Below are 24,089 nucleotides of genomic sequence, written 5' to 3'. Positions count from 1 at the left end.
GTGTCACGGGCTCAGCGATGCTGCCCCGACCGTTGCCAGAGGCCGCGCAGCAATCGCCCGGCCAGCGCCGGCAGGCGCGGCGGCAGCAGCAGCCAGTCGCGGATCGCCGGGCCGCAATCGGCGCCGATCACCTGTTTGTAGCCGCTGTCGCCGGCACCCCAATCGACGCGCGTCACGCCCCGCCCGATCGCCTCGACCAGATTGCGGTAATAGAGCAGCTTGCCCGGCGAATGTTTGGCGAAGGCCGGATCGTAGCTGTTGGCGATCGCATATTTCAGGTCGCCGGCATCCAGATCGAAGGAAAAGGCCGCCGGCCGCCCGTCGATCGTCAGCAGCGCGGCGCGCAACATGCCGGCGAGCACCGGGTCGGCCGCCGCCGCACGCCAGAAGGCGCCATGGCCGGTGGTGGTGAACTTGGCGTCGCTGCCGTCGGTGCGGGTCGCGATCCAACTCGCCTCCTCCACCGCCGCCAGCCGGTCGAAGGCGGCGGGCCAATCGGCACCGTGCAGGAAATGCCAGTCGGGCACGCCATGTTCGGCAAGGTGCTTCTCGTGGAAGCGGTTCTTGCGCAGCGTCGAATTGCGCGGCCAGGTGCCTTCGGCCTGCACGGCGGCCATGTCGAGCAACCAGCTGTCCGCGACGAAGCGGTCGATCGTCGTCCACCCGCGCATGCGCGCCGCGGCGATCAGCGGCATCGCCGTCGCATCGTCGTCATAGACCGGCCCGATCCGCAGGCCGTTGATCGTGCCGGCGAGCGCGTCGAGCGCCGCCCCCAACGCCCCCTCGCCCGCGCCCAGCGCGATCGGAAAGCTGCGGAACGGCCAGTAACAGCCAGGCACCGCGGCGAGCCGCAGCATCGCCGGTCCCAGTCCGACGAACGGCAGCGCGAGGACCGGCGCGCCATCCTCCTCGACCACCAAGGTGCGCGCGGCGCCGCCATAAGCCGCCAACGCCGCGGCGTACCAGCCGTAGCGCAGGAAGGCGTGGCTGGCCGATCCCGCCTCCGCGACCCGGTCGATCGCCACCGACAGGCCGTCGCCGATCTGCGCGCGCGCGGCCGGCGGCAGCTGCTGGAAATCGGCAAGGCGCATCGGCTTGGTCACGTGCATCGCTGTAGAAGCAGAGGGTTACCAACCGGTGCAACCGGAAGGGCCACCACTCGGCGCTTTCACCGAACCGTATACCGCCCTAGAATGTCGCTATGCCGACCTTGCCCGCCGTCACGACCATCGCGCAGACGATCCAGCTGTCCCTCGCGCCGGTGTTCATGCTCGCCGCGATCGGCCAGGTGCTCAACGTCCTCGCCGGACGGCTGGCCCGCGTGATCGACCGCGCCCGCGCGCTAGAGGAGGCGCTGGTCCATGCCCCCGAAGACGCGGCTCAGCGGCACAAATGGGAATTGCGACTGCTCGACGAGCGCATGTCGATCATCAACGGCGCGCTGTTCCTGGCGGTGGCGAGCGCGGTGATGGCGTGCATCGTGATCGCGATGCTGTTCGTCGCCAATCTGGCCAAGCTGCATATCGGCACGTGGATCGCCCTGGCGTTCATCGTAGCGGTGACGCTGCTGATCCTGTGCCTGATCGCCTTCATGTGGGAAGTGCGCGTGTCGCTGCGCGCGATCCACGTCCGCAAGGAGATCCTGTTGTGAGCGCGCGGCTCGAACTGCGGCTGTTGCAGGCGGTGGTCGCGATCGCCTGTTGCGTGCCGCTGCTGATCGGTGGCGAGGGCGTGCTGCACGGCCCTGCTTTCCTCGGCCATCCGCCGGTGGTCCCGCGCGATCTCGACAGCCATTTCCGCTATGTCTCGGGCATCTTCCTCGGCGTCGGCATCGCCTTTGCGACCTGCATCCCCGATCTCGCCAACCAAGGTCGGCGGTTCCGCTTGCTTGGCGCGCTGATCGTGGCGGGCGGTCTGTCGCGGCTGGTGTCGTTCGCCAGTGTCGGCGCGCCATCGGTCGGACACCGTTTCGGGCTGGCGATGGAGCTCGGCGTGGTGCCGCTGCTGATGCTGTGGCAGGCGCGGGTGGCGCGGCGGCAGGCCCGGTAGCGGCCCGCCGCGCCACCCTGGCGGCACGCTGCGCCGTCAGCGCGTCCCGTCCAGCCCCGGACCGACATCCGCCTGCGGCAGATAGCGCGGCGCCACCCGCGCCTTGGCGCGTTGTTCGTAGGCATAGCCGGCGCCCAGCACCCGCGCGTCCTCGCCGCGCGTCGCGATGAACGACAGGCCGACCGGCAGGCCCTTCACCAGCCCCATCGGCACGGTCAGATGCGGGTAGCCGGCGATCGCCGGCAGTTCGGACGCCGACGGGCCATTATACTGGTCGCCATAGACAGGATCGCTGAGCCAGGCGCCGGCATAGGTCGGCTCGACCAGCACGGTCGCCCCCGCCGCCTTCAGCATCGTGTCGATGCCACCCGCCCCGGCGAGGCGCAGCGATTTCGCCCGCGCCGCCTTGTAGTCCGGGTCGTCGAGCCCCTTGGTCTGCGCCGCCATCTCGAAGATTTCCTGCTGGAAGAAGGGCATCTCCGTGGCAGCGTGATTCCGGTCGAAGGCGATCAGCTGGTCCAGCGTCCGCGCGGTCACCGCCGCCGGCGTCGTCGCCAGATAGGCGTTGAGGTCCGCCTTCAGCTCGGTCTTCAGCACGGTGAATTCGGCGTCGCCGATGCCGTCGAGCTTGGGCGGCGTGACCTCGACCAGCCGGGCTCCCGCCGCGCGCAGCACGCTGAGCGCGCGGTCGTAGGCGGCGGCGAGGTCCGCCGCCATGCCCTCCGGCCGGATCACGCCGACCGTCGTGCCCGACAGCGCGCTGACCGACAGGCCGGCGGCATAGTCGCGCGTCACCGCACCCTTGGTCACGGCATCCTCCGGATCGGCGGCGACCATCGCGGAGAACAGCGTGGCGACGTCACGGACGCTGCGCCCCATTGGTCCCGGCGTGTCCTGGCTGTGGCTGATCGGCACGACGCGGGTGCGGCTGACCATGCCGATCGACGGCTTCAGCCCGACGACGCCGTTGAGCGACGAGGGGCAGACCACCGACCCATCTGTCTCCGTGCCGACTGCCGCCGCGGCGAAGCTCGCCGCCACCGCCGCGCCCGAGCCGGACGACGACCCGCAGGCGGTGCGATCGAGCGCATAGGGGTTCTTCACCAGCCCGCCGATCGCGCTCCAGCCACTCATCGCATGGGTGGAGCGAATGTTGGCCCACTCGGACAGATTGGTCTTGCCGAGGATCACCGCACCGGCACGGCGCAGCTCCGCGACGACCGGCGCGTCGCGGCCGGTGACATTGTCCTTCAGCGCTAGACTGCCGGCGGTGGTCGGCATCCGGTCCGCCGTCTCGATATTGTCCTTGATCAGGATCGGCACGCCATGCAGCGGCCCGCGCACCCGCCCCGCCTTGCGCTCCGCGTCCAATGCCTTGGCCTGGGCGAGCGCGTCGGGGTTGAGCGTGATGACGCTGCGCAGCGTCGGCCCCTTGCGGTCCATCGCCGCGATCCGCGCGAGATAGGCGCGGGTCAGCGCGACGCTCGACGTCTGCCCCTGTCGCATCAGCGCCTGCAACTGGTCGATCGACGCTTCCTCGACCTTGACGTCGGCGGCCGCGGCGACCGTCGGCACGGCTAGGCCGAGAAGCGAAAAGGCCAATAAAATCCGGCGCATGGAATCCCCTCTTGAAACAGATTGCGATGCTATCGCCGGAAATGGCCGACGCAAGCGGGCTTGCGGCATGAACCATGACCCTTCACCTGCGTTACCCGGCGTCCCTTCTTCCGGATTTCCGCGTGGCCACAGCGCTCAAGATCATCGGTGCCGTCCTCGTCCTGCTGATCGTCACGATTGGGCTGGCGGTGACGATTGTGCCGCGGTTCCTCGACCGCATCTATTATCGCGGGCCGGCCAGCGACCATTATGACGGCGAACGCTTCCGCAATCCCGACGGCGACGCCGACACGATGCGGCTGCCCGCGGGCGGCGGCCGCGCCGGCTTCTTTTGGCGCCAGCTGACCGGCAGTGACGGCCGCCCCGCCTGGCCGAAGAGCGTCGCCGTCACCCAGGCGCGGCCGCCGGCGCGGGTCGATGGCGACCGCATGCTGGTCACCTGGGTCGGTCATGCCACGGTGCTGATCCAGACCGGCGGGCTCAACATCCTCACCGATCCGGTGTGGAGCGACCGTGCCGGGCCACTCGGCTTCGGCCCGAAGCGCGTCACCGCGCCCGGCATCCGCTTCGAGGACCTGCCGCGGATCGACCTCGTACTGGTCAGCCACAACCATTACGACCATCTCGACCAAGCGACGCTGCAGCGGCTGTGGCAGCGCGACCGGCCGCAGATCGTCACCAGCCTCGGCAACGACAGCGTCATCGGTCAGGTCGGTGCGAGGGCGACCGCGCTCGATTGGGGCCAGGCGGCAACGCTGACCGCCAGCGGCCTGACCGTCACGCCGGTCGCGCCGCGCTGCGGCGAGAGCCCCTGGTGCCGCGGCGACCGGGCGCAGATCATCGTCACCCGCAACCACCATTGGGGTAGCCGCTGGTTCACCGATCGCAACCGGGCCTTGTGGTCGAGCTTCGTGATCCGCCTGCCGGGTGAAGGCGGCAACATCTTCTTCGCCGGCGACACCGGCTTCGGCGACGGCCACTGGCCGCGCGAGGCCGCGGGCTACGGTCCGATCCGCTTCGCCATGATCCCGATCGGCGCCTTCCGCTTCGTGCCCGGCCAAATGTCGTCGGGCAGCCATATCGGTCCGGCGGAGGCGGCACTGATCCACCAGCGATTGGGCGCGGCCCACAGCATGGCGATCCATTGGGGCACCTTTCGCCTGTCCTATGAAGGCTATGACACCCCGCCGAAGATGCTGGCGGAAGCGATGCGCTGCACCGGCGGTACCGGATTCGCTGCGGCAGGCATCGGCGAGTCGTTCGAAGTGCCAAGCTATGCCGTGCCGGCGCCGACCCGGCCGCTGACCCGTGAGGCGATGCTGCGTTGCATGGACGATCCGGCGGTCAAGACGCTGCCCTAAACCACCCCTCTCGTCATCCCCGCGTAGGCGGGGATCCAGACGCGCAGGCCTTCGCGAGGGTCAAAAGCGTCAGCGTGTCGGGATTCCCACCTGCGTGGGAATGGCGAAGCGGGCGCCCCTAACCTCTACCGAAACGTCGCCGCCAGCCCGTGGTACAGCTTCTCCCGGCACACCGCCTGGCTCGCCCAATCGGCGATGAACGCCGCCGCGAACATCGGCAGCAGCAGGCCGCGGCTCGCCGTCGTCTCCGACAGGATGATCACCGCGGTCAGCGGCGCACGCACCACGCCGGCGAAATAGGCGGTCATGCCCAGGATCACCACCGCGCCCGCCGGGTCGCCGGGAAAGACGAAGCGCAGCAGATTGCCGACGCCGGCCCCGACCGCCAGGCTCGGCGCGAAGATGCCGCCCGGCATCCCCGCCACCGCGGTCGCCAGCGTCGCCAGTGCCTTGGCCGGCCCGAACCACAGGGGCGCATCGACGCCGACGATCATCGCCCGCGCCGCGCTATAGCCGGTGCCCCAGGTCAGGCCGACGGTGGCGATGCCGAGCACGGCGACGACCAGCCCGCAGCCCCCGGCGAACAGGATCGGGTTCGCCTTGGCCAGCCCGGTGATCCGATGCCGCCCGTTGGCGAAGCCGAGCATGGTGCGCGAGAACAGGCCGCCGAACGCGCCGCCCGCCAGCCCGGCGACAGGCACGACGATCACCGCCGCCTGCAGCGAGATATGCGCGCCGATCGCGCCGAAATAGATATAGTCGCCCATCAGCGCCTGCGCGGTCATGCCCGCGACGACGATCAGCGACAGGACCAGCAGCGTCACTTTCTGCTCATAGGCGGCGGCGAGTTCCTCGATCGCGAACAGCACCCCGGCGAGCGGCGTGTTGAACGCCGCCGCGACTCCCGCCGCGCCGCCCGCGACGATCACCGCCGCGTTCAGCGGTACGCGCAGGAAGCGGTGGGTCACGCCCATCACGGCCGCCGCGATCTGCACCGTCGGCCCCTCACGGCCGACGCTGGCGCCGCACAGGATCGCGCCGATGGTCAGCGCGACCTTGCCGATCACCGTCGGCACGGAGATCAGCCCGCGCGTCGCCCCCTGCGGATCGTGACGCGCCGCCATCACCTGCGGAATGCCCGATCCGCGCGCCAGCGGCACGAAGCGGCGGGTCAGCCAGACCAGCGCCATGAAGCCCAACGGCGTGGTCAGCAGCGGCAGCCAGTGCCAGCGCCGGGCGAAGGCCGCGAAGGTCAGCCCCATCGCGTCCGACAGTTCGGCGAACAGCACCGCGACGATGCCGATCGCGATCGCGCCGGTCAGGACGGCGATGCGGCGCCGGAAGCGGAGGCTGGTCGGCCCGCGCGAACGCAGCAGCGCACGGAAGCGTCGGAGCGTCCACCCCCGCGGGCGACGCGGCGGTGGGGGCTCGCCGGTCATGCGGTGGGGGTTAGGGTAAAGGGGAGGAAGATAAAAGCTTTCTCTCCCCTGGCGCTTACGGGAGGGGACTGGCTTTAGTCGACGAAGGCGCGCTCGATCACATAGGTGCCGGGCTTGGCGTTCGATCCTTCCTCGAACCCGATCCCATCCAGCATCGCCGCCGTCTCGCGGATCATCGCCATCGATCCGCACAGCATGATCCGGTCGTTCTCCGGATCGAGCCTCTTGGGTCCCTGGACCGGATCGCCGAACAGGGCGGCGCTTTCGATCAGGTCGCCGATCCGCCCGGTGGTGCGGAACGGCTCGCGCGTCACGGTCGGGATATAGTGGAATTGCGTCGCCGCTTCCTCCGATACCAACGGATCGTCGGCCAGCCGCGCCTGCAACTCGTCATGATAGGCAAGGTCGCTGACCTGCCGCACCGAATGAACCAGGATCACCTGATCGAACATGCCGTAGACGTCGGGATCGCGCGCCAGGCTGAGGAACGGCGCCAGACCGGTACCGGTTGAGAAGAAGAACAGCCGTTTGCCGCCGACCAGGGCGTCGGTGACCAAAGTGCCGGTCGGCTTCTTGCCCATATAGACTTCGTCGCCCGGCTGGATCAGCTGGAGCTTCGACGTCAGCGGCCCGTCCTCGACCTTGATCGACAGGAACTCCAGCTCCTCGGCATAATGCGGGCTGGCGACCGAATAGGCACGCATGATCGGCTTGGCGTTTTCATCGTCGCCGGGCAGGCCGATCATCACGAACTCGCCGGAGCGGAACCGGAACGAGGCCGGCCGCTCGACCGCGAAGGAGAACAAGCGGTCGTTCCAGTGACGCACCCACAGCACCTTGACGTTGAGGAACGCCTTGGTCTCGGGAATCAGCACGGGGGCACGGGTATCGGTCATTGCGGGCAAAGCTTCGGATCGTTCGCGAAGCGGTCGCAATATGGGTGCGGGCCGGACGGGTCAACCGGAGCGAAACTTGCAGCCTCCCCAGTGCTCCTGCGCGTGCAGGAGCAGATGGATGTTCCCGATCCGTTGCCACCGCCAAACCCCGCCCCCATATCCTCTCACCTATGGCCATTCAGATCCGCACCAGCCTCGCCGAGCCGGAAACCGGTGAGAGCTTCGTCCCCCACCGTCCCGCGCGTCCCGACAAGGTGGAGGGCGGCAAGCGTTTCGAACTGGTCAGCGAATATCAGCCGTCGGGCGACCAGCCGACCGCGATCCGCGAGCTCACCGACACCGCGCGCGCCGGCGAGAAGGACCAGGTGCTGCTCGGCGTCACCGGCTCGGGCAAGACCTTCACCATGGCCAAGGTCATCGAGGAACTGCAGCGTCCGGCGCTGATCCTCGCCCCCAACAAGATTCTCGCCGCGCAGCTCTACGGGGAGTTCAAAAGCTTCTTCCCGCACAACGCGGTCGAATATTTCGTCAGCTATTACGATTACTACCAGCCGGAAGCCTACGTCCCGCGCTCCGACACCTATATCGAGAAGGAATCGTCGACCAACGAATCGATCGACCGGATGCGCCATTCGGCGACCCGGTCGCTGCTCGAACGCGACGACGTGATCATCGTCGCCTCGGTGTCGTGCCTGTACGGTATCGGCTCGGTCGAAACCTATTCGGCGATGATCTTCGACCTCAAGAAGGGTCAGACCGCCGACCAGCGCGAGATCGTGCGCAAGCTCGTCGCGCTCCAGTACAAGCGCAACGACGCCGCCTTTGCGCGCGGCAACTTCCGCGTGAAGGGCGATACGCTGGAGGTCTTCCCCTCGCACTATGAGGATACCGCCTGGCGGATCAGCTTCTTCGGCGACGATATCGAGGAGATCGTCGAGTTCGATCCCCTGACCGGCAAGAAGATCGCCAATCTCAACTCGGTCCGTATCTACGCCAACAGCCATTATGTGACGCCGGGCCCGACGCTCAAGCAGGCGACCGAGGCGATCAAGCACGAGCTTGCCGAACGGCTCAAGGAACTGGTCGCCGAGGGCAAGTTGCTCGAGGCGCAGCGGCTCGAGCAGCGCACCAATTTCGATCTTGAGATGATCGCGGCGACGGGCAGTTGCGCGGGGATTGAGAATTACAGCCGCTTCCTGACCGGCCGCCTGCCCGGCGAGCCGCCGCCCACCTTGTTCGAATATCTGCCGGAAAATTCGCTGCTGTTCGTCGACGAGAGCCACCAGACGGTGCCGCAGATCGGCGCGATGGCGCGGGGCGACCATCGCCGCAAGATCACGCTCGCCGAATATGGCTTCCGCCTGCCCTCATGCATCGACAACCGGCCCTTACGGTTCAACGAATGGGATGCGATGCGCCCGCAGACGGTCAGCGTCTCGGCGACGCCGGGCGGCTGGGAGATGGAGCAGACCGGCGGCGTCTTCGCCGAACAGGTGATCCGCCCGACCGGGCTGATCGACCCGCCGGTCGAGATCAAGCCGGTCGAGGAGCAGGTCCAGGACCTGATCCAGGAGTGCAAGGCGACCACGGCGAAGGGCTATCGCAGCCTCGTCACCACGCTGACCAAGCGCATGTCCGAGGACCTCACCGAATATATGCACGAGGCGGGGATCAAGGTCCGCTACATGCACTCGGATGTCGAGACGCTGGAGCGTATCGAACTGATCCGCGACCTTCGGCTCGGCGTCTATGACGTGCTGATCGGCATCAACCTGCTGCGCGAGGGCCTCGACATTCCCGAATGCGGGCTGGTCGCGATCCTCGACGCCGACAAGGAAGGCTTTCTGCGCTCCGAGACCTCGCTGATCCAGACGATCGGCCGCGCCGCGCGCAACGTCGACGGCCGCGTCATCCTCTACGCCGACCGCATCACCGGCTCGATGGAGCGGGCGATGAACGAGACGTCGCGTCGCCGCGAGAAGCAGCAGGCGTACAATCTCGAACACGGCATCACGCCGCAGACGATCCGCCGCAACATCGGCGACATCATCGCCCATGTCAGCCAGGGCGATCAGGTCACCGTGCCGATCGACGACGAGCGGCCGCATATGGTCGGTCACAATCTGCGCGCGTACATCGAGGAGCTGGAGAAGAAGATGCGCAAGGCCGCGTCCGATCTCGAGTTCGAGGAGGCCGGCCGCCTGCGCGACGAGATCCGCAGCCTGGAACAGGAGGAACTCGGCCTGCCGGTGGAGCAGCAGAAGGCGCCGATCATGGGCCGCAGCAACGAAGGCAAGCCGGGTACGCGCAAGACTCGCTACGGCAAGCAGCAGAAGATGCGGATGGGGGGACGGCGGTCGCGTTGATCGCCACCTCTCTGCCCGCGCGACCGCCAGATCGTCTAGATTAGCGGCGGACGCGCCGTGCATGATCCGCAGCTTCGCCGATCCCGAAACCGACCGCATCTGGAACCGCGATCGTAGTCGCAAACTCCCGCCAGACATTCAACAACGGGCGATGCGCCGCCTGACGTTGCTCGACTCCGCGCGAAGCCTTGACGAGGTCGGCAATCTCAAGGGCAATCGGCTGCACGCCTTACGGGACGATCGCGCCGGTCAGCATGCGATTGCCATCAATATGCAGTGGCGCATATGTTTCGTATGGAAGGACGGTGACGCCCATGACGTCGAAATCACGGATTACCACTGATCCGGAATGGCTCGCCAACGAGCATGCCGGTCAGCTGCTGGTCAGCGAATTTCTGGAACCGGAAGAACTCAGCGTCCACCAGCTTGCGCAGGCAATCGAGGCGGACATCGCACATATCCAATCGGTCATCGACGGCGTGCAGCCCATGGATGCCGAACTCGACCTCCGTCTCGCCCGTTATTTCGGCCTGTCGGAGGGTTTCTTCCTGCGGCTGCAGGACCGGTACGAGATCGTCGAGGCCAAGCGCGCCTTGAACGACGCGCTCGACCGGATCGTGCCCCGCGCGGCTTAGCCCGCGCTCAGATCCTCGGCGCGTACGCCGTAATAGCTGGCGACGCGGTCGGCATAAGCCTGGTCGAACACCGGCGCGTTGTTCGCCCAGCTCGGCCCTCCCTCCAGGATGCGCCGGTCGATGGTGATCACGTACAGATCGCGGACCGGATCGAACTGCAAAAGGTCGAACGGCACCGGATAGAAGCTCTTGCCCATGCCAAGGAAGCCGCCGAGGCTCAGCACCGCATGCGTGGAGCGCCCCGAGCCCTTGTGCACCATCAGCGCATAGACCGACCCGACGACGTCGCCGTCGCGGCTTTCGACCTTAAGCGAATGGGCGACATTGGCCTGCACAAGCAGCTGGGTCGTGGCGGTCTGGCTGGCGGGGGCTTCGGTCGACATGGCGGCTCCTGGACGCGAGGACGTTGGGGTTGATGCAGGTGAACCGCCCGGCCGCCACGGCGGTTCCCGCGGACGCGGGTTGAGGCGCCCGGCCGCATCGCCCATAAGCCGCCGCCATGTCGACACGCTCCTGGCCCCGCCTGTTTTCCGTTCTGGCGTCCGCGCTTGCCGCCGCCTGCGTGCCGCAGGTCGCGCCCGAGCCCACGCCGGCGCCGCCCCCGGTCGCGGCGCGGCCGACACCGCGCCCGGTCGTCCAACCGCTGGCTGACGATTGGCGCGACTGGCCGCCGACGCCGGGCACCTGGACCTACCGCCAGGACGGCCGCGGCAGCCTGGCGCTGTTCGGCCCGGCGGGTGGCGACGCGCTGCTGACCCTGCGCTGCGACCGGGCCGCGCGTCGGATGTATGTGTCGCGCAGCGGCAGCGCGGCAGCGCCGCTCGTCATCCGCACCACCAGCACGACGCGCCAGCTGGCGGTGCAGCCGACCGGCGGCACCCCGCCCTATGTCGCGGCGGCGCTGGCGGCGGACGATCGCCTGCTCGACGCCATGGCGTTCAGTCGCGGCCATATCGCCGTCGAGCAGCAGGGCACGGCGACGCTGGTGGTGCCGGCCTGGGCGGAAATCGGCCGCGTGACGGAGGATTGCCGCGGCTAGGCCCGCAGCGGCAACGGCCGACGAATCTCGCGCAGGCGGCACCGCAAAACAAGACTTGTATCTCGCCGCCTTGGTGCGCACATTGGTGGTGTGGCGGGGGTCCTCGCCACTTGGCTATCCACAAGCGAAAGGAGGTGATCCGATGTCTCATGGTTCAGCAATGGGGTCGGTTCAGTTCGTTCGGGGGACTAGCTTCTAAGACCTGTCGACGCCGCATCGGGGGGTATCCTCCCCCAATCAACGATCGCGGCAAGGGTTGAAGAGGCCTCATGGTCTCCCGGGCTGGAGCTCTCCGGCCGCTGACCATGTTTAGGGGTTGTCGGGCACACTCGTGAGGGGTGCTCGGCAACCTCTTCTCATATGGGACGGGCTCGCAGGCTAGGCAGGATCACGGGCGCTGCCGCTCCAGGAAACGAATCTGTCACCACCGGGCTGATACCGCCTCACCATGCGCGGCGGCATGTTTACCAAAGGGATCATCCCGGTATTCACAGTTTCCCCGATTCACGGCGAACACGGGGGACGATCATGCTGCATCGCTTATGGGCCGCCTTCTTCCTGAGGCTGGCGATTGTCTGCATCTATCCGTTGGTCGCGTGCCTGCGGCGTTTCTGCTGTTTCTGATTCATGTAGCGCACGTCTCGATCAAGGATGCGGCGAGTGTTGCCACGGTCAATGAGCCGTGGCGGCTGGTGGCTTATGCGGTCACGTCGCGATGATCGCCGGCTCGACGGTGATTGGTAGTTTTCACGCGCAGGGCCTGCAATCTGGTCAGATTGCGCGGGGTGATGACGATCGTTGCCAGCCTCGCCGGCACGCTGTTCACGTCGATCGGCCATGTGGTCCGCGCCTCCACCGGCGGATTCGACCTGTCGCGTGGCGATCACGGATTGATCGTCGGCACCATGGCCTTTTGGCTGTTCGCCGTCGGCTATGTCTGCAAGGCTCCCTGGCACCGCGCCTGCGACCTTTGGGGGACCGGATCGACGACGGCCGACTTCAGGCGGATCTCACCGCCCGGCGAAAGTAGCAAGGGAAGCAGACCTCGACGGCTGACGCCGGCAGAGGCAAGGGCGGGTATGATCACGCAGGTTATAACAGCGCCTGCCAGTCGACGGGGGCCGCGATCCGCTTGTCGATTGGCACGATTTGTCCTACAAGATGCTGACCGGGGATGGAGGTGGCAACGTGGGTCTGACAGGGGGACATCGGGAGTTGCGTCTTTCTCGCGCGGCAGACAGCAAGGTCCAGTATAGGCCATCGTGGGGCCCGCGGTTGATGCAGCTCGTCGCGATACTCTGCTACGCACCGGCTGTGGCGCAACAAGTCCCGGCACCGCACATTCCGCCCGCCCCTATCCCCGCATCCCCCGAAGAACTGCTGCAACATCCGCAACTATCGACACGACCGCCCGATATCCCCATCATCCTGACAGTATCCCCGACCGGTCATGACGATGGCGATGGCTCCCCGAGCCACCCCTTTGCCACGCTTGCGCGCGCACAAGCCGCGGTTCGCCGCTACAACCGCGGTCATACCGTGGTGGTTCGCCTCATGGATGGCATCTACCGTCTTCCTGTGCCGCTGCGCTTCACGGCGGCCGACGGGGGGCAGAACGGACATGTCGTGCGCTGGGAGGCCGCGCCCGGCGCGCGACCGATCCTCTCCGGTGGTTCGCCGGTCACTGGCTGGACGCGGGTCGATGCGGCACGCGACATCTGGTCTGCCCCCCTGCCGCCCAACCTCCTCCCGCGTCAAATCTGGGTCGCCGATCGGCTGGCGAGACGAGCGACCGTGGAGGCACCCCGAATGGCCTTCGCCTTCCACGATTGGGGTATCGAGATCGTCGATCCGGCGTGGCGCTTCCTCGCCGATCTGCCGGATCAGGGGCGTCTGGAGGTCGAAGGAACCAGCTGGTTCACGCATAGACACGCGGTGGTCGACCGGATCGTTGGCAATCGCATGGTGATGAAACAGCCCGGCTGGCAGAACAACATCATCGGCTATGACACGCTCGCGCGGCCGCTGGCCGGCGACAAGGGCCGATTCTTCCTGGTCAACGCCTTGGCCTTTCTGCGGAAGGGTGGCGAGTTCTACGCCGATACGGCGCAGAAGCGTATCTTCTACAAACCGCGACCCGGAGAAGACATGCGGACGGCCCCCGTCGTGGTGCCACGCCTCGCATCGCTGGTCGCGATCGGCGGCAGCTATGACGCTCCCGTCCGCGACATCAGCTTCGCCGGTCTGGCGTTCCACCACACCAGCTGGATCGCGCCGTCCGGCCCCGATGGCTATGCTAGCCAGCAGAGCGGCGCCTATCTCGCCGGGCGCGTCGCCGGTCTGCCGGACCATCCAATCCGCGATTGCAGCTGGGGATGCCGGCCCTTCGAGGCGGCCCGCAACCGATGGCGCCAGCAACCCGCGGCGGTACAGGTCGCGGCAGCGACCCGAATCCGCTTCGAACGCGACGAATTCGCGCATCTTGGCCAAATCGCGCTCGGGATCGGCAACAATGGCGACGCGCTTGAGCTCGGCATCGGGCTTGGTGCTGCCAGCATCGAGGTGGAGCGCAGCCGTTTCGAGGATCTTGCCGGCGGCGCGATCATGGTCGGTGGCATCACGCCCGACGCGCATCATCCACCGCGGGCTGACGCCGGGGTGCGCGACATCCTGATCCGCAACAACCTGATCCGCAGTGTGGCGCAGGACTATCGCGAGCAGGCGGGCATCCTGGTCACCTATGCAACGGGCACCATTATCGCGCACAACGATATCTCGGACGTTCCCTATGACGGGATCGACGTCGGCTGGGGTTGGGGCACCAACGATCCGGGCGGCAACCCGGCCTATTGGTCCGGCGGGCGCGGCTATTACGACCAGCCCGGCAACTCCGTCTACGATACGCCGACCATCCTGCACGATACCGTGGTCGTGGCGAACCGCGTTCATGACGTGAAACGTTGGTTTCCCGATGGCGGCGCCATCTACCACCTGTCGGCGGATCCCGGTGCGCTGATCGCGGATAATTATGTCTATGACGTGCCGGGCGGCATCGCGTTGTATCTCGACGAGGGGTCGCGCTACGTCACCTTGCGCAACAACGTGGTGCACAACGTCGGGGTCTGGCTCAACCTCAATTCCAGCGACGAGATGCTTCCCCGTCGCACCGCGATGGATAATCTCGCCCAGGCCAATTGGTACGATTCCGGTGTGCAGCGCGGATCATGGCAACCGTACCTCCATAACGCCGCGATTGACAACGTCCCTGTTCGCGATGGCGCCTGGCCGCCGGCCGCGCGCGCCGTCATCGACCGCGCCGGCATCCAGCCGGAAGGCTGACGCCCGCGATGGCGAATGCGATCACGCCGGTTGCAGCAGCCCTTCCCGCGCGATCTTCTCGCGCCACACCAACGGCGCGAGCTGGTGGACGTTCTGCCCCTCGGCGTCGACCGCGACGGTGACCGGGAAGTCCTTCACCTCGAACTCGTAGATCGCCTCCATGCCGAGGTCTTCGAAGCCGACGACCTTGCTCCCCTTGATCGCGCGCGCGACCAGATAGGCGGCGCCGCCGACCGCCATCAGATAGGCGCTCTGGTGATCGCGGATCGCCTCGGTCGCGGCGGGGCCGCGCTCCGCCTTGCCGACCATCGCCAGCAGGCCCTGCTCCAGCATCATGCGCGTGAATTTGTCCATCCGCGTCGCCGTGGTCGGCCCCGCCGGCCCGACCACTTCCTCGCCGACCGGGTCGACCGGCCCGACGTAGTAGATCACGCGGCCCTTGAACTCGACCGGCAGCTCCTCGCCCTTGGCCAGCATATCGGCGATGCGCTTGTGCGCGGCATCGCGGCCGGTCAGCATCTTGCCGTTGAGCAGCAGCCGGTCGCCGTGCTTCCACGTCCGCACCACCTCGGGGGTCAGCGTGTCCAGGTCGACGCGGATCGCCGCGCTGTCCGGCTGCCAGTCGACCTTGGGCCATTCGTCGAGCTTCGGCGCCTCCAGGAACACCGGCCCCGACCCGTCGAGCGTGAAATGCGCGTGGCGCGTCGCCGCGCAATTGGGGATCATCGCCACCGGCTTCGACGCGGCATGCGTCGGCCAGTCGAGGATCTTGACGTCGAGGATGGTCGACAGCCCGCCCAGTCCCTGCGCACCGATGCCGAGCGCATTGACCTTGTCGAACAGCTCGATGCGCAGCGCCTCCAGGTCGTTCTTCGGCCCGCGCGCCTTGAGCTGCGCCATGTCGATCTGGCCCATCAGCGATTCCTTGGCGAGCACCATCGCCTTTTCCGCGGTGCCGCCGATGCCGATGCCCAGCATGCCGGGCGGGCACCAGCCGGCGCCCATCTGCGGAATCATTTCCAGCACCCAGTCGACGATCGAGTCGCTCGGGTTCATCATCTTGAACTTGGTCTTGTTTTCGCTGCCGCCGCCCTTGGCCGCGACGTCGACATGGACCTGCCCCCCCGGCACCATCTCGACATGCAGCACGCTGGGCGTGTTGTCGCGCGTGTTGCGGCGGGTGAAGGCCGGGTCGGCAAGGATCGACGCGCGCAGCTTGTTCTCGGGATGGAGATAGGCGCGCCGCACCCCCTCGTCGACGACCTCCTGCAGGCTGCGGTCGCCTTCCAGCCGGCAATCCTGGCCCCATTTGACGAAGACGGTGACGATGCCGGTATCCTGGCAGATCGGGCGGTGCCCTTCGGCGCACATCCGGCTGTTGGTCAGGATCTGCGCCATCGCATCCTTGGCGGCCGGGCTCTGCTCGGCGGCATAGGCCTCGCCCAGGGCGCGGATATAGTCCATCGGATGATAGTAACTGATGAACTGCAGCGCGTCGGCGACGCTCTCGATCAGGTCGTCGGGGCGGATGGTGACGATCGCGCCGGTCGACGCGGCAGGATGATGGGAGATCACGGGCAACAGGCTCCTTTGCGCCGAAGCCTTAATTCCCCCCGCCCCGCCCGCCAAGGCCCCCGCCGCGGTCGGTCCGACACGGGCCGCGCATCGGCGGCGGTCCCATCGATTCCCTTCCGCCTCTAAACCCTTCGGCAACCAGACATTGTTACGCTGTCCGCATGCCGATCATCCCGAGCCGCGCCGCTATCGATGCCGAACGGAACACCTCTCCGGCGCAGCTGCTCGGCCTGACCGACGACGCCGGCGACCGCTTCCTGCGCAGTCACGATTCCGGCCTGCATCTGGTCGGCGTGGTCTGGCCGTTCGCCATGCTGGCGCAGGGATTCGCCATCCTGATCCTGATCGGCGCGACGCTGGCGCTGCGCCAGCCCGGCATGGTGGTCGCCGCGCTGATCCACGGCGGCTTCCTGATCGCGCTGTCGCTCGCCGGCTATGCGCTGCTTGTCCGACAGGAGGTGCGCACCTGGCCGGCGCATCTGCGCACGCGCAGCTTCGCACTGGCCGGCGGCGGCATGGCCGCGGCGATCATGGCGATGTTGTGGTCGACCATCGCGCTGCCCGCAGGGCCGCTGCAGCTCGCCAGTTTCGTCGGCATGCTCGGCGCGGCGGGCATGACCGCCCTGATCCTGCATCCGGTTCGTGCCGCCAGTCTCGCCTTCGGCGGCGGGCTGGTGCTGATGCTCGCCATCCTCAGCCACCATTGGGCGCCGGTCGGGGTCGCCGCGCTGGTCCTGACGGGGCTGGCGCTCGCCTCGCTGCGCGTCGCCCGCATCGACATCGCCGCCAGCCGCGCCAGTGCCGAGGAGCGCGAGGCCGGCCAGTTTGCGACGCGGATGATCGGCGAGTTCGAGGCGCATGGCGCCGGCTGGTTCTGGCAGACCGATCGCCACGGGCGGCTGACCTATCTGTCGGCCAAGGTGGCCGGCGCACTGGCGCGCGACGCGGAACCGCCGCTCGGGCGGATGCTGATCGACGTGCTGCGCCTCGACAGCGTTGCACCGGGAACCGAGCGGACGCTCGCCTTCCATCTGTCGTCGCGCACCTCCTTTGCCGACTATACCGTCTGCGCGACGCAGGCGAAGGAACCGGACCGCTGGTGGTCGATCTCCGGGCGGCCGCTGGTCGATCATCTCGGCCGGTTCCAGGGCTTCATCGGTTCGGGCAGCGACCTCACCGAACAGCGCCGTTCGGAGGCGGAGATCACCCGCCTCGCGCTGTTCGACAGCCTGACCGGCCTCGCCAATCGCCAGCGCATGCGGCACAGCCTCGACAAGACCCTGCAGCAGCAGGCCGGCCCCTATCGCCCAGCGGCGCTGTTCCTGATGGATCTCGACCGGTTCAAGGCGGTCAACGATACGCTCGGCCACCAGGCCGGCGACGAATTGCTCGTCCAAGTCGCGCAGCGGCTGCAGCGTGGCGTCGGCGACAAGGGCCTGGTCGGCCGGCTTGGCGGTGACGAATTCCAGGTCCTGCTGCCCGGCCTCGACAAGCGCGACACGCTCGCCGCCCTGGCCAATGATCTGATCCGGTCGCTGTCCCAGCCCTATTTCGTTCACGACAATTCGGTGTCGATCGGCTGTTCGATCGGCGTCGCGATCGCGCCGCACCATGGCGAGGATGCCGAGGAGCTGATCCGCAATGCCGATCTCGCCCTCTATGCCGCCAAGGCGGACGGGCGCGGCGTTCATCGCTTCTTCTCCGAAGAGATGCTGGAAGGCGCGCGCACCCGCAAGCAGCTCGAGGACGATATCCGCACCGCGCTCAACGACGGCGGCTTCCACCTTGTCTACCAGCCGCTGGTCAGCACGCTCGACGAAAGCATCGTCGGCTATGAGGCGCTGCTGCGCTGGAATCACCCGACGCGCGGGCCGATCTCGCCGACCGCCTTCATCCCCGTGGCGGAGGAATCGGGGCTGATCGCGCCGCTCGGCGAATGGGTGTTGCGCACCGCCTGTCGCGAGGCGGCGCGCTGGCCGCGGCCGGTCCGCGTCGCGGTCAACGTGTCGCCGCTGCAATTCGCCAATCCGGCGCTGCCCTCGCTGGTCGCCAGCGCGCTGGGCCATGCCGGCCTGCCGCCGCGCCGGCTGGAGCTGGAGATTACGGAGAGCGCCTTCCTCAACGATTCGTCGGATTCGATGTTCAAGGCGCTGAAGGGGCTCGGCATCCGGCTCAGCCTCGACGATTTCGGCACCGGCTATTCGTCGCTCGGCTATCTGCGCAACGCGCCGTTCGACAAGATCAAGATCGACCAGTCCTTCGTCCGCGGCGCCGTGCAGCCCGGCAACCGCAACGCCGCGATCATCAAGGCGATCGTCACCCTCGCCGAAACCCTGGGCATGGAGACGACGGCGGAGGGGGTCGAGGTGCAGGACGAGATCGCGCTGGTCCGCGCGCTCGGCTGCAGCCACATCCAGGGCTTCGTCTACGGCCGGCCGGTGCCGGCCGACGGCGTGCAGGAGCAGTTGCAGGGCGATCGCCTGGCACCGGTCGGGCACAAGATCAGCCGCGGCCCGCGCACCCGCATCCTGCGCTCCGCCCGGATCGCGCTCGGCACGGCGCGCGGCGACGTGCGCGTCCGCGACATCTCGCCCCACGGCGCGCTGGTCGAGGGACTGTCGATCGACGGCGACGCGACCGGGCTCGACGTCCTGATCGAGCTGGTCGAGAATGAAATGGTCACCGCTCGCGTCGCTTGGGCGCGGGACGGCAAGGCTGGCCTGCAGTTCCTCGACGCCTTCGACCTCGACCTGCTCAACCAGCCGGTAGCCCGCGCGCTCCGTCGGACGGGTTGAGCGGGCAGGCGCGCGGGCGCCGGCAGCACGCCCCGTCGGTGGGTGGTTCAGCCGCCAGCGTCCTCGCTTCTGCCGAGGCAGAAGCATTTCACTGCTGGCGCAACGACTTGCGGGCGAGCCATCGGCGGTGGTGGCGCTCCCCGCCGGTCGGGCGGTGCCACCCCGCCCGCCCTATGCCGAAACAGCCGATCCGGGCGGGTTTTCGGCCCGGATCGGTTGATAGAAAATATTTTCCGGTCGCCCCCGCCCCCTTGCCATTCGCGAAACCCGCAGAAGTCCGCGCGTCGCATCGTCCGGGTCCGTAACAGCGCCGTCACAACCGCCGGAACCGGATCGTCGGCGCATCATTAACCTCTTGCCTCCCGGCACGGTTTGCCACAATTTATGGGGGTTGGTTTCGGGGGCCGACCCTACGGATGGTATAAAGCTGGCATTCGCCGCAGATTGCGGGGGGATCCGGCCGCATGCCCCGGGGCGGTGGACGACCAAGGCTATACGATCCCCGGCCGGCGCCGTCACGCTGCATTTGGCGTGCCCCGGTGCCCCGGCGGACGACAGGACAAGGAGCGACGGGGCCGATGGATTTCAGGGATACGCAGGATGCGACGATGACCGTAGACACGCTCGACACCACCGTCACCACGCCGGCGCCCGCCGCCACCGGCAGCCGTTCGGTCGCCCAGCCCTATGCGCTGGACGTCGACCATAGCCGCGACGCTCTGCTCACCGACTTCGGCAAGGAGACGCTGAAGGACCGCTATCTGCTGCCGGGCGAAAGCTTCCAGGATCTGTTCGTCCGCGTCGCTAGCGCCTATGCCGACGACCAGGCGCATGCGCAGCGCATCTACGATTACATCAGCCGCTTGTGGTTCATGCCGGCGACGCCGGTGCTGTCGAACGGCGGCACCGGTCGTGGCCTGCCGATCAGCTGCTACCTTAACTCGGTGCCCGACAGCCTCAACGGCATCGTCGACACCTGGAACGAGAACGTCTGGCTGGCGTCGCGCGGCGGCGGCATCGGCACCTATTGGGGCAACGTCCGCGGCATCGGCGAACCGGTCGGCCTCAACGGCAAGACCAGCGGCATCATCCCCTTCGTCCGCGTGATGGATTCGCTCACCCTGGCGATCAGCCAGGGCTCGCTGCGCCGCGGTTCGGCCGCCTGCTATCTCGACATCTCGCATCCCGAGATCGAGGAGTTCCTCGAGATCCGCAAGCCCAGCGGCGACTTCAACCGCAAGGCGCTCAACCTGCACCATGGCGTGCTGCTCACCGACGCCTTCATGGAGGCGGTGCGCGACGGTGCCGAATGGGAGCTGAAGAGCCCCAAGGACGGCAGCGTCCGCGGCAAGGTCGATGCGCGCGCGCTGTTCCAGAAGCTGGTCGAGACCCGCCTCGCCACCGGCGAGCCGTACATCGTCTTCGCCGACCATGTGAACAAGGCGATGCCCAAGCATCACCGCGACCTCGGCCTCAAGGTGTCGACCTCGAACCTGTGCAGCGAGATCACGCTGCCGACCGGCAAGGATCACCTCGGCAACGACCGGACCGCGGTCTGCTGCCTGTCCAGCCTCAACCTCGAGACCTGGGACCAGTGGAAGGACGATAAGCAGTTCATCGAGGACGTGATGCGCTTCCTCGACAACGTGCTGCAGGACTACATCGACCGCCACGAGCCGGGCATGGAGCGCGCCGCCTATAGCGCGGCACGCGAACGCTCGGTCGGCCTGGGCGTGATGGGCTTCCACTCCTTCCTGCAGGCACGCGGCCTGCCGTTCGAGGGGGCGATGGCCAAGTCGTGGAACCTGCGCATCTTCAAGCACATCAACGCGCAGGTGAACGAAGCGTCGATGCAGCTCGCGATCGAGCGCGGGCCCTGCCCCGACGCCGCCGACATGGGGGTGATGGAGCGGTTCAGCTGCAAGATGGCGATCGCGCCGACCGCGTCGATCTCGATCATCTGCGGTGGCACCTCGGCCTGCATCGAGCCGATCCCGGCCAACATCTACACCCACAAGACGCTGTCGGGCAGCTTCGCGGTCAAGAATCCGTATCTGGAGAAGCTGCTCACCGAAAAGGCGAAGAACAGCGACGCGGTGTGGAATTCGATCCTCGAACATGGCGGCTCGGTCCAGCACCTCGACTTCCTCAACCAGGAGGAGAAGGACTGCTACAAAACCAGCTTCGAGATCGACCAGCGCTGGCTGCTCGAACTGGCCGGCGACCGCACGCCCTATATTGACCAGGCGCAGTCGCTGAACCTGTTCATTCCGGCGGACGTCGAGAAGTGGGACCTGCTGATGCTCCACTTCCGCGCCTGGGAACTGGGCATCAAGTCGCTCTATTACCTCCGCTCCAAGTCGGTGCAGCGCGCCGGCTTCGCCGGCAGCGGCGGCGTCGAGGCGGACAATACGATCAGCGCGCCGAAGTTCGAGATCGGCGAGACGACGGATTATGACGAGTGTCTGGCCTGTCAGTGAGGTGATCGGGCCGTTCGCTGACACCCTCACCCTCCCATCGCTGACGCGATGGGCCCCTCCCTCTCCCGGCGGGAGAGGGGTGCAGGTTGCCGCTAATTCCCTCTCCCATCGGGAGAGGGAGGGAGCCGCGGAGCGGCGGAAGGGTGAGGGTGTGCGCAGTTACGACAATCATCGCTCCGGCACCGTCCAGCGCGCCCGCCAGCTCCGCCGCGAGGCGTCGGAGCCAGAACGACGCCTGCTGCGCGCGCTGCGCGAAGCCTTTCCGCATCTGAAATGGCGTCACCAAGCGCCGGTCGGTCCGTTCTATGCCGACATCCTCTGCTTTTCCGAACGCCTCATCATCGAGGTCGACGGCGACGACCACGCGCTGAAACCGGAACGGGACGCGCAGCGCACCCGCTTCCTCAAATCCGGAGGGTATGACGTGATCCGCTTCGCCAACGCCGATGTGATGATGAACCTCGACGGTGTCGTGGCGAACGTCGGCGCGCGTGTGGCGGACACGAAAAAGGGCGGCACCGCATGACCGGCACCACCCCTGTCCTCTGGCCATCACGCCGCGCCGTCAGACGGAGCCGGCCGTGCCTGCTCCGCTGCCCGCCGCGGCGGGTCCCGGGATTGCTCAGGCAATCCCGGGCCGCCCGCACCTCACTCCGCCTCTTCGAACATGTCGACGGCGTTCTGCGCGGTCGCCGACAGGCGCACGGTGTCGCCCTCGATCTCCGCGACCAGCCCGGCCGGCAGATAGTGATGCTTGCCGCCCTGCCCGTCCTCGGTGCTCGGCGAATCGTTCTTGGTCAGCTTGATGCGCTCGCCATCGACATGGTCGACGGTGCCGACATGGACGCCGTCGGCGCCGATGACCTTCATATGTTCCTTGATGTTGCTATGATCGTGCACGACGTTCCTCCTTCGATAGGGTCGGACGCGAAACGAGCATCACGGGGAATGGATGCATGATCCGTCAGTCGCTCATCATGTATGCGGTCGCGGTGGTGCTGATCCTGATCGGCGCCGCCAGCCTGCTGCTGCTGCTCCGCGAGGGCGGGCCGGCGCGCACCTATGTGCTGCGCATGGTCGGCATCATGGCGCTGTCGGCGGGCATATTGCTCGCGGTCGGCGCCGGCCAGATGCAGCGATGGAGCGTCGGCGGATGAACGACCTCTTCTTCGTCCTCGCCGTCGGTGCGATCGGCGTCATCAACGCGGGCCACGGCCGGCGCTGGGCCCGACTAGACCACAATCCGTGGGAGAACGCGCCGCTCGGCGGCCTCTTCTCCGGACCGAAACCCGGCCTGTTCGCCGGCGATCTCGACGTTGATCAGATCAACGCACGCGGCCGCCGCATGATGATCACCGCACCGATCGTGTCGGTCGTGGCCATCCTGGCCTACCTTCACCACCATCATCGTTTCTAACGCATTACCCCGGAGTAACCCATGCCCCTCCTCCAAGCCTCCAAGCAGTACAAGCCGTTCGAATACCCCTGGGCGTTCGAGTTCTGGAAGCGTCAGCAGCAGCTCCACTGGCTGCCCGAGGAAGTGCCGCTCGGCGAGGATTGCCGCGACTGGGCGCAGAAGCTGACCGATCACGAGCGCAACCTGCTCACCCAGATCTTCCGCTTCTTCACCCAGGCCGACGTCGAGGTGCAGGATTGCTACCACGAGAAATACGGCCGCGTGTTCAAGCCGACCGAGGTCAAGATGATGCTGACCGCGTTCAGCAACATGGAGACGGTGCACATCGCCGCCTACAGCCATCTGCTCGACACGATCGGCATGCCCGAGAGCGAATATGGCGCCTTCCTCGAATATGCCGAGATGAAGGACAAGCATGATTACATGCAGAACTTCGGCGTCGACAGCGACGAGGACATCGCCCGCACGCTCGCCATGTTCGGCGGCTTCACCGAAGGCGTGCAGCTGTTCGCCAGCTTCGCGATGCTGATGAACTTCCCGCGCTTCAACAAGATGAAGGGCATGGGCCAGATCGTCAGCTGGTCGGTGCGCGACGAGAGCCTGCATTGCGAAGGCATCATCCGCATGTTCCACGCCTTCTGCCAGGAGCGCCAGTGCCTGACCAAGGCGGTCAAGGACGACATCGCCGACGTCTGCCAGACGACGATCCGGCTGGAGGACAACTTCATCGACCTCGCCTTCGAAATGGGCCCGGTCGAGGGCATGAAGCCCAAGGAGATCAAGAAGTACATCCGCTACATCGCGGATTGGCGGCTGGGCCAGCTCGGCCTCAAGCCGATCTACATGATCGACGAACACCCGCTGCCGTGGCTGACGCCGCTGCTCAACGGTGTCGAGCACGCCAATTTCTTCGAAACCCGCGCCACTGAATATTCGAAGGCGGCGACCAAGGGCCAGTGGAACGACGTCTGGGACAGCTTCGACAAGCGCCAGAAGGCCAAGGGCAGCAAGCCGGCGAACGAGGATGCCGGCGTGGTCGAGGGGGATATGTTCTCGCGGGCTGGGGTCGCGGCGGAGTGAA

General features: G+C 67.1%; 22 protein-coding genes. 15 read left to right on the top strand and 7 right to left on the bottom strand.

Annotated features, from left to right (window positions below; genetic code table 11):
- Positions 1-11: 11 nt before the first annotated feature.
- Positions 12-1,109 carry a GNAT family N-acetyltransferase gene (locus ACU5AX_RS12265; protein WP_446691146.1) on the bottom strand — a complete coding sequence of 366 codons (1,098 nt, stop codon included), beginning with the start codon at positions 1,107-1,109 and terminating at the stop codon, positions 12-14.
- 92 nt (positions 1,110-1,201) lie between these two features.
- Here ACU5AX_RS12265 and ACU5AX_RS12260 point away from each other — a divergent pair, with 92 nt between their 5' ends.
- The gene (locus tag ACU5AX_RS12260; protein WP_446691145.1) at positions 1,202-1,651 is read left to right on the top strand and encodes a DUF2721 domain-containing protein; all 450 of its coding nucleotides are present in this window, start codon (positions 1,202-1,204) and stop codon (positions 1,649-1,651) included.
- Positions 1,648-2,049, top strand: coding sequence for a DUF4345 domain-containing protein (locus ACU5AX_RS12255; protein WP_446691144.1), 402 nt, complete (start codon positions 1,648-1,650; stop codon positions 2,047-2,049). Before ACU5AX_RS12260 ends, ACU5AX_RS12255 begins: the two co-directional genes overlap by 4 nt.
- Before the next feature lie 36 nt (positions 2,050-2,085).
- Here the strand turns inward: ACU5AX_RS12255 and ACU5AX_RS12250 are convergent, their stop codons facing one another.
- Positions 2,086-3,666, bottom strand: a complete 1,581-nt coding sequence (locus tag ACU5AX_RS12250) for an amidase (RefSeq protein WP_446691143.1) — start codon at positions 3,664-3,666, stop codon at positions 2,086-2,088.
- Positions 3,667-3,788: 122 nt separating this feature from the next.
- On the opposite strand from ACU5AX_RS12250, the gene ACU5AX_RS12245 reads away from it, so the two are divergent.
- A complete protein-coding gene (locus tag ACU5AX_RS12245) occupies positions 3,789-5,027 on the top strand; it encodes an MBL fold metallo-hydrolase (RefSeq protein WP_446691142.1) in 1,239 nt (412 codons plus the stop codon).
- A 125-nt stretch (positions 5,028-5,152) separates the two neighbouring features.
- Here the strand turns inward: ACU5AX_RS12245 and ACU5AX_RS12240 are convergent, their stop codons facing one another.
- On the bottom strand, positions 5,153-6,466 hold the full coding sequence (locus ACU5AX_RS12240) for a chloride channel protein (protein WP_198355153.1): 1,314 nt from the start codon (positions 6,464-6,466) through the stop codon (positions 5,153-5,155).
- A gap of 74 nt (positions 6,467-6,540) precedes the next feature.
- Positions 6,541-7,362, bottom strand: coding sequence for a ferredoxin--NADP reductase (locus ACU5AX_RS12235; RefSeq protein ID WP_446691141.1), 822 nt, complete (start codon positions 7,360-7,362; stop codon positions 6,541-6,543).
- 170 nt (positions 7,363-7,532) lie between these two features.
- Between ACU5AX_RS12235 and uvrB the strand changes: the two genes are divergently transcribed.
- The 3 genes from uvrB to ACU5AX_RS12220 all read left to right on the top strand — a co-directional run bounded on the left by uvrB (position 7,533) and on the right by ACU5AX_RS12220 (position 10,363).
- Positions 7,533-9,728 (top strand): excinuclease ABC subunit UvrB, encoded by a 2,196-nt coding sequence (gene uvrB / locus ACU5AX_RS12230; protein WP_446691140.1) that lies wholly within the window; start codon positions 7,533-7,535, stop codon positions 9,726-9,728.
- A gap of 61 nt (positions 9,729-9,789) precedes the next feature.
- Positions 9,790-10,071 (top strand): type II toxin-antitoxin system RelE/ParE family toxin, encoded by a 282-nt coding sequence (locus ACU5AX_RS12225; RefSeq protein ID WP_446691139.1) that lies wholly within the window; start codon positions 9,790-9,792, stop codon positions 10,069-10,071.
- Positions 10,043-10,363 carry a HigA family addiction module antitoxin gene (locus tag ACU5AX_RS12220; protein WP_446691138.1) on the top strand — a complete coding sequence of 107 codons (321 nt, stop codon included), beginning with the start codon at positions 10,043-10,045 and terminating at the stop codon, positions 10,361-10,363. Before ACU5AX_RS12225 ends, ACU5AX_RS12220 begins: the two co-directional genes overlap by 29 nt.
- Here ACU5AX_RS12220 and ACU5AX_RS12215 read toward each other — a convergent pair.
- On the bottom strand, positions 10,360-10,746 hold the full coding sequence (locus ACU5AX_RS12215; RefSeq protein ID WP_446691137.1) for a PRC-barrel domain-containing protein: 387 nt from the start codon (positions 10,744-10,746) through the stop codon (positions 10,360-10,362). The genes ACU5AX_RS12220 and ACU5AX_RS12215 overlap by 4 nt on opposite strands.
- 116 nt (positions 10,747-10,862) lie before the next feature.
- Between ACU5AX_RS12215 and ACU5AX_RS12210 the strand changes: the two genes are divergently transcribed.
- The 3 genes from ACU5AX_RS12210 to ACU5AX_RS12200 all read left to right on the top strand — a co-directional run bounded on the left by ACU5AX_RS12210 (position 10,863) and on the right by ACU5AX_RS12200 (position 14,741).
- Positions 10,863-11,402, top strand: coding sequence for a hypothetical protein (locus ACU5AX_RS12210; RefSeq protein WP_446691136.1), 540 nt, complete (start codon positions 10,863-10,865; stop codon positions 11,400-11,402).
- A 542-nt stretch (positions 11,403-11,944) separates the two neighbouring features.
- On the top strand, positions 11,945-12,121 hold the full coding sequence (locus tag ACU5AX_RS12205; RefSeq protein WP_446691135.1) for a hypothetical protein: 177 nt from the start codon (positions 11,945-11,947) through the stop codon (positions 12,119-12,121).
- A gap of 820 nt (positions 12,122-12,941) precedes the next feature.
- The gene (locus tag ACU5AX_RS12200; RefSeq protein WP_446691134.1) at positions 12,942-14,741 is read left to right on the top strand and encodes a right-handed parallel beta-helix repeat-containing protein; all 1,800 of its coding nucleotides are present in this window, start codon (positions 12,942-12,944) and stop codon (positions 14,739-14,741) included.
- A gap of 21 nt (positions 14,742-14,762) precedes the next feature.
- On the opposite strand, the gene ACU5AX_RS12195 is transcribed toward ACU5AX_RS12200, so the two are convergent.
- A complete protein-coding gene (locus tag ACU5AX_RS12195; protein ID WP_446691332.1) occupies positions 14,763-16,316 on the bottom strand; it encodes a fumarate hydratase in 1,554 nt (517 codons plus the stop codon).
- Between the two features lie 161 nt (positions 16,317-16,477).
- Here ACU5AX_RS12195 and ACU5AX_RS12190 point away from each other — a divergent pair, with 161 nt between their 5' ends.
- From ACU5AX_RS12190 to ACU5AX_RS12180, 3 genes are all read left to right on the top strand, one after another.
- Entirely contained in the window at positions 16,478-19,111 is a 2,634-nt protein-coding gene (locus tag ACU5AX_RS12190; protein WP_446691133.1) for a putative bifunctional diguanylate cyclase/phosphodiesterase, read from the top strand.
- A gap of 578 nt (positions 19,112-19,689) precedes the next feature.
- Positions 19,690-21,591 carry a ribonucleoside-diphosphate reductase subunit alpha gene (locus tag ACU5AX_RS12185; protein ID WP_198355145.1) on the top strand — a complete coding sequence of 634 codons (1,902 nt, stop codon included), beginning with the start codon at positions 19,690-19,692 and terminating at the stop codon, positions 21,589-21,591.
- A gap of 151 nt (positions 21,592-21,742) precedes the next feature.
- Positions 21,743-22,117 (top strand): endonuclease domain-containing protein, encoded by a 375-nt coding sequence (locus ACU5AX_RS12180; protein ID WP_446691132.1) that lies wholly within the window; start codon positions 21,743-21,745, stop codon positions 22,115-22,117.
- Between the two features lie 122 nt (positions 22,118-22,239).
- On the opposite strand, the gene ACU5AX_RS12175 is transcribed toward ACU5AX_RS12180, so the two are convergent.
- Positions 22,240-22,491, bottom strand: a complete 252-nt coding sequence (locus ACU5AX_RS12175) for a DUF2171 domain-containing protein (RefSeq protein WP_198355143.1) — start codon at positions 22,489-22,491, stop codon at positions 22,240-22,242.
- Positions 22,492-22,547: 56 nt separating this feature from the next.
- Here ACU5AX_RS12175 and ACU5AX_RS12170 point away from each other — a divergent pair, with 56 nt between their 5' ends.
- Genes ACU5AX_RS12170 through ACU5AX_RS12160 form a run of 3 tightly spaced genes read left to right on the top strand, consistent with a single transcriptional unit; the run spans position 22,548 to position 24,088 of the window.
- A complete protein-coding gene (locus ACU5AX_RS12170) occupies positions 22,548-22,748 on the top strand; it encodes a hypothetical protein (RefSeq protein WP_446691131.1) in 201 nt (66 codons plus the stop codon).
- Entirely contained in the window at positions 22,745-23,008 is a 264-nt protein-coding gene (locus ACU5AX_RS12165) for a hypothetical protein (protein ID WP_446691130.1), read from the top strand. Before ACU5AX_RS12170 ends, ACU5AX_RS12165 begins: the two co-directional genes overlap by 4 nt.
- A 21-nt stretch (positions 23,009-23,029) precedes the next feature.
- A complete protein-coding gene (locus ACU5AX_RS12160; protein ID WP_446691129.1) occupies positions 23,030-24,088 on the top strand; it encodes a ribonucleotide-diphosphate reductase subunit beta in 1,059 nt (352 codons plus the stop codon).
- The last annotated feature ends 1 nt before the right edge of the window (position 24,089 follow it).

It is taken from the genome of Sphingomonas benefaciens (assembly GCF_052907485.1).
The sequence above is the reverse complement of the archived record's forward strand: the minus strand, read 5'-3'. Positions and strand labels throughout refer to the sequence as shown.

What these genes read in the sequence shown, in the direction of transcription:
- ACU5AX_RS12185 (WP_198355145.1), top strand. Translation starts at nt 19,690, where the DNA reads ATGGATTTCAGGGATACGCAGGATGCGACGATGACCGTAGACACGCTC.
- ACU5AX_RS12250 (WP_446691143.1), bottom strand. Translation starts at nt 3,666, where the DNA reads ATGCGCCGGATTTTATTGGCCTTTTCGCTTCTCGGCCTAGCCGTGCCG.
- ACU5AX_RS12190 (WP_446691133.1), top strand. Translation starts at nt 16,478, where the DNA reads ATGCCGATCATCCCGAGCCGCGCCGCTATCGATGCCGAACGGAACACC.
- ACU5AX_RS12170 (WP_446691131.1), top strand. Translation starts at nt 22,548, where the DNA reads ATGATCCGTCAGTCGCTCATCATGTATGCGGTCGCGGTGGTGCTGATC.
- ACU5AX_RS12235 (WP_446691141.1), bottom strand. Translation starts at nt 7,362, where the DNA reads ATGACCGATACCCGTGCCCCCGTGCTGATTCCCGAGACCAAGGCGTTC.
- ACU5AX_RS12240 (WP_198355153.1), bottom strand. Translation starts at nt 6,466, where the DNA reads ATGACCGGCGAGCCCCCACCGCCGCGTCGCCCGCGGGGGTGGACGCTC.
- ACU5AX_RS12220 (WP_446691138.1), top strand. Translation starts at nt 10,043, where the DNA reads ATGACGTCGAAATCACGGATTACCACTGATCCGGAATGGCTCGCCAAC.
- ACU5AX_RS12260 (WP_446691145.1), top strand. Translation starts at nt 1,202, where the DNA reads ATGCCGACCTTGCCCGCCGTCACGACCATCGCGCAGACGATCCAGCTG.
- ACU5AX_RS12215 (WP_446691137.1), bottom strand. Translation starts at nt 10,746, where the DNA reads ATGTCGACCGAAGCCCCCGCCAGCCAGACCGCCACGACCCAGCTGCTT.
- uvrB (WP_446691140.1), top strand. Translation starts at nt 7,533, where the DNA reads ATGGCCATTCAGATCCGCACCAGCCTCGCCGAGCCGGAAACCGGTGAG.
- ACU5AX_RS12160 (WP_446691129.1), top strand. Translation starts at nt 23,030, where the DNA reads ATGCCCCTCCTCCAAGCCTCCAAGCAGTACAAGCCGTTCGAATACCCC.
- ACU5AX_RS12210 (WP_446691136.1), top strand. Translation starts at nt 10,863, where the DNA reads ATGTCGACACGCTCCTGGCCCCGCCTGTTTTCCGTTCTGGCGTCCGCG.
- ACU5AX_RS12205 (WP_446691135.1), top strand. Translation starts at nt 11,945, where the DNA reads ATGGGCCGCCTTCTTCCTGAGGCTGGCGATTGTCTGCATCTATCCGTT.
- ACU5AX_RS12165 (WP_446691130.1), top strand. Translation starts at nt 22,745, where the DNA reads ATGAACGACCTCTTCTTCGTCCTCGCCGTCGGTGCGATCGGCGTCATC.
- ACU5AX_RS12265 (WP_446691146.1), bottom strand. Translation starts at nt 1,109, where the DNA reads ATGCACGTGACCAAGCCGATGCGCCTTGCCGATTTCCAGCAGCTGCCG.
- ACU5AX_RS12225 (WP_446691139.1), top strand. Translation starts at nt 9,790, where the DNA reads ATGATCCGCAGCTTCGCCGATCCCGAAACCGACCGCATCTGGAACCGC.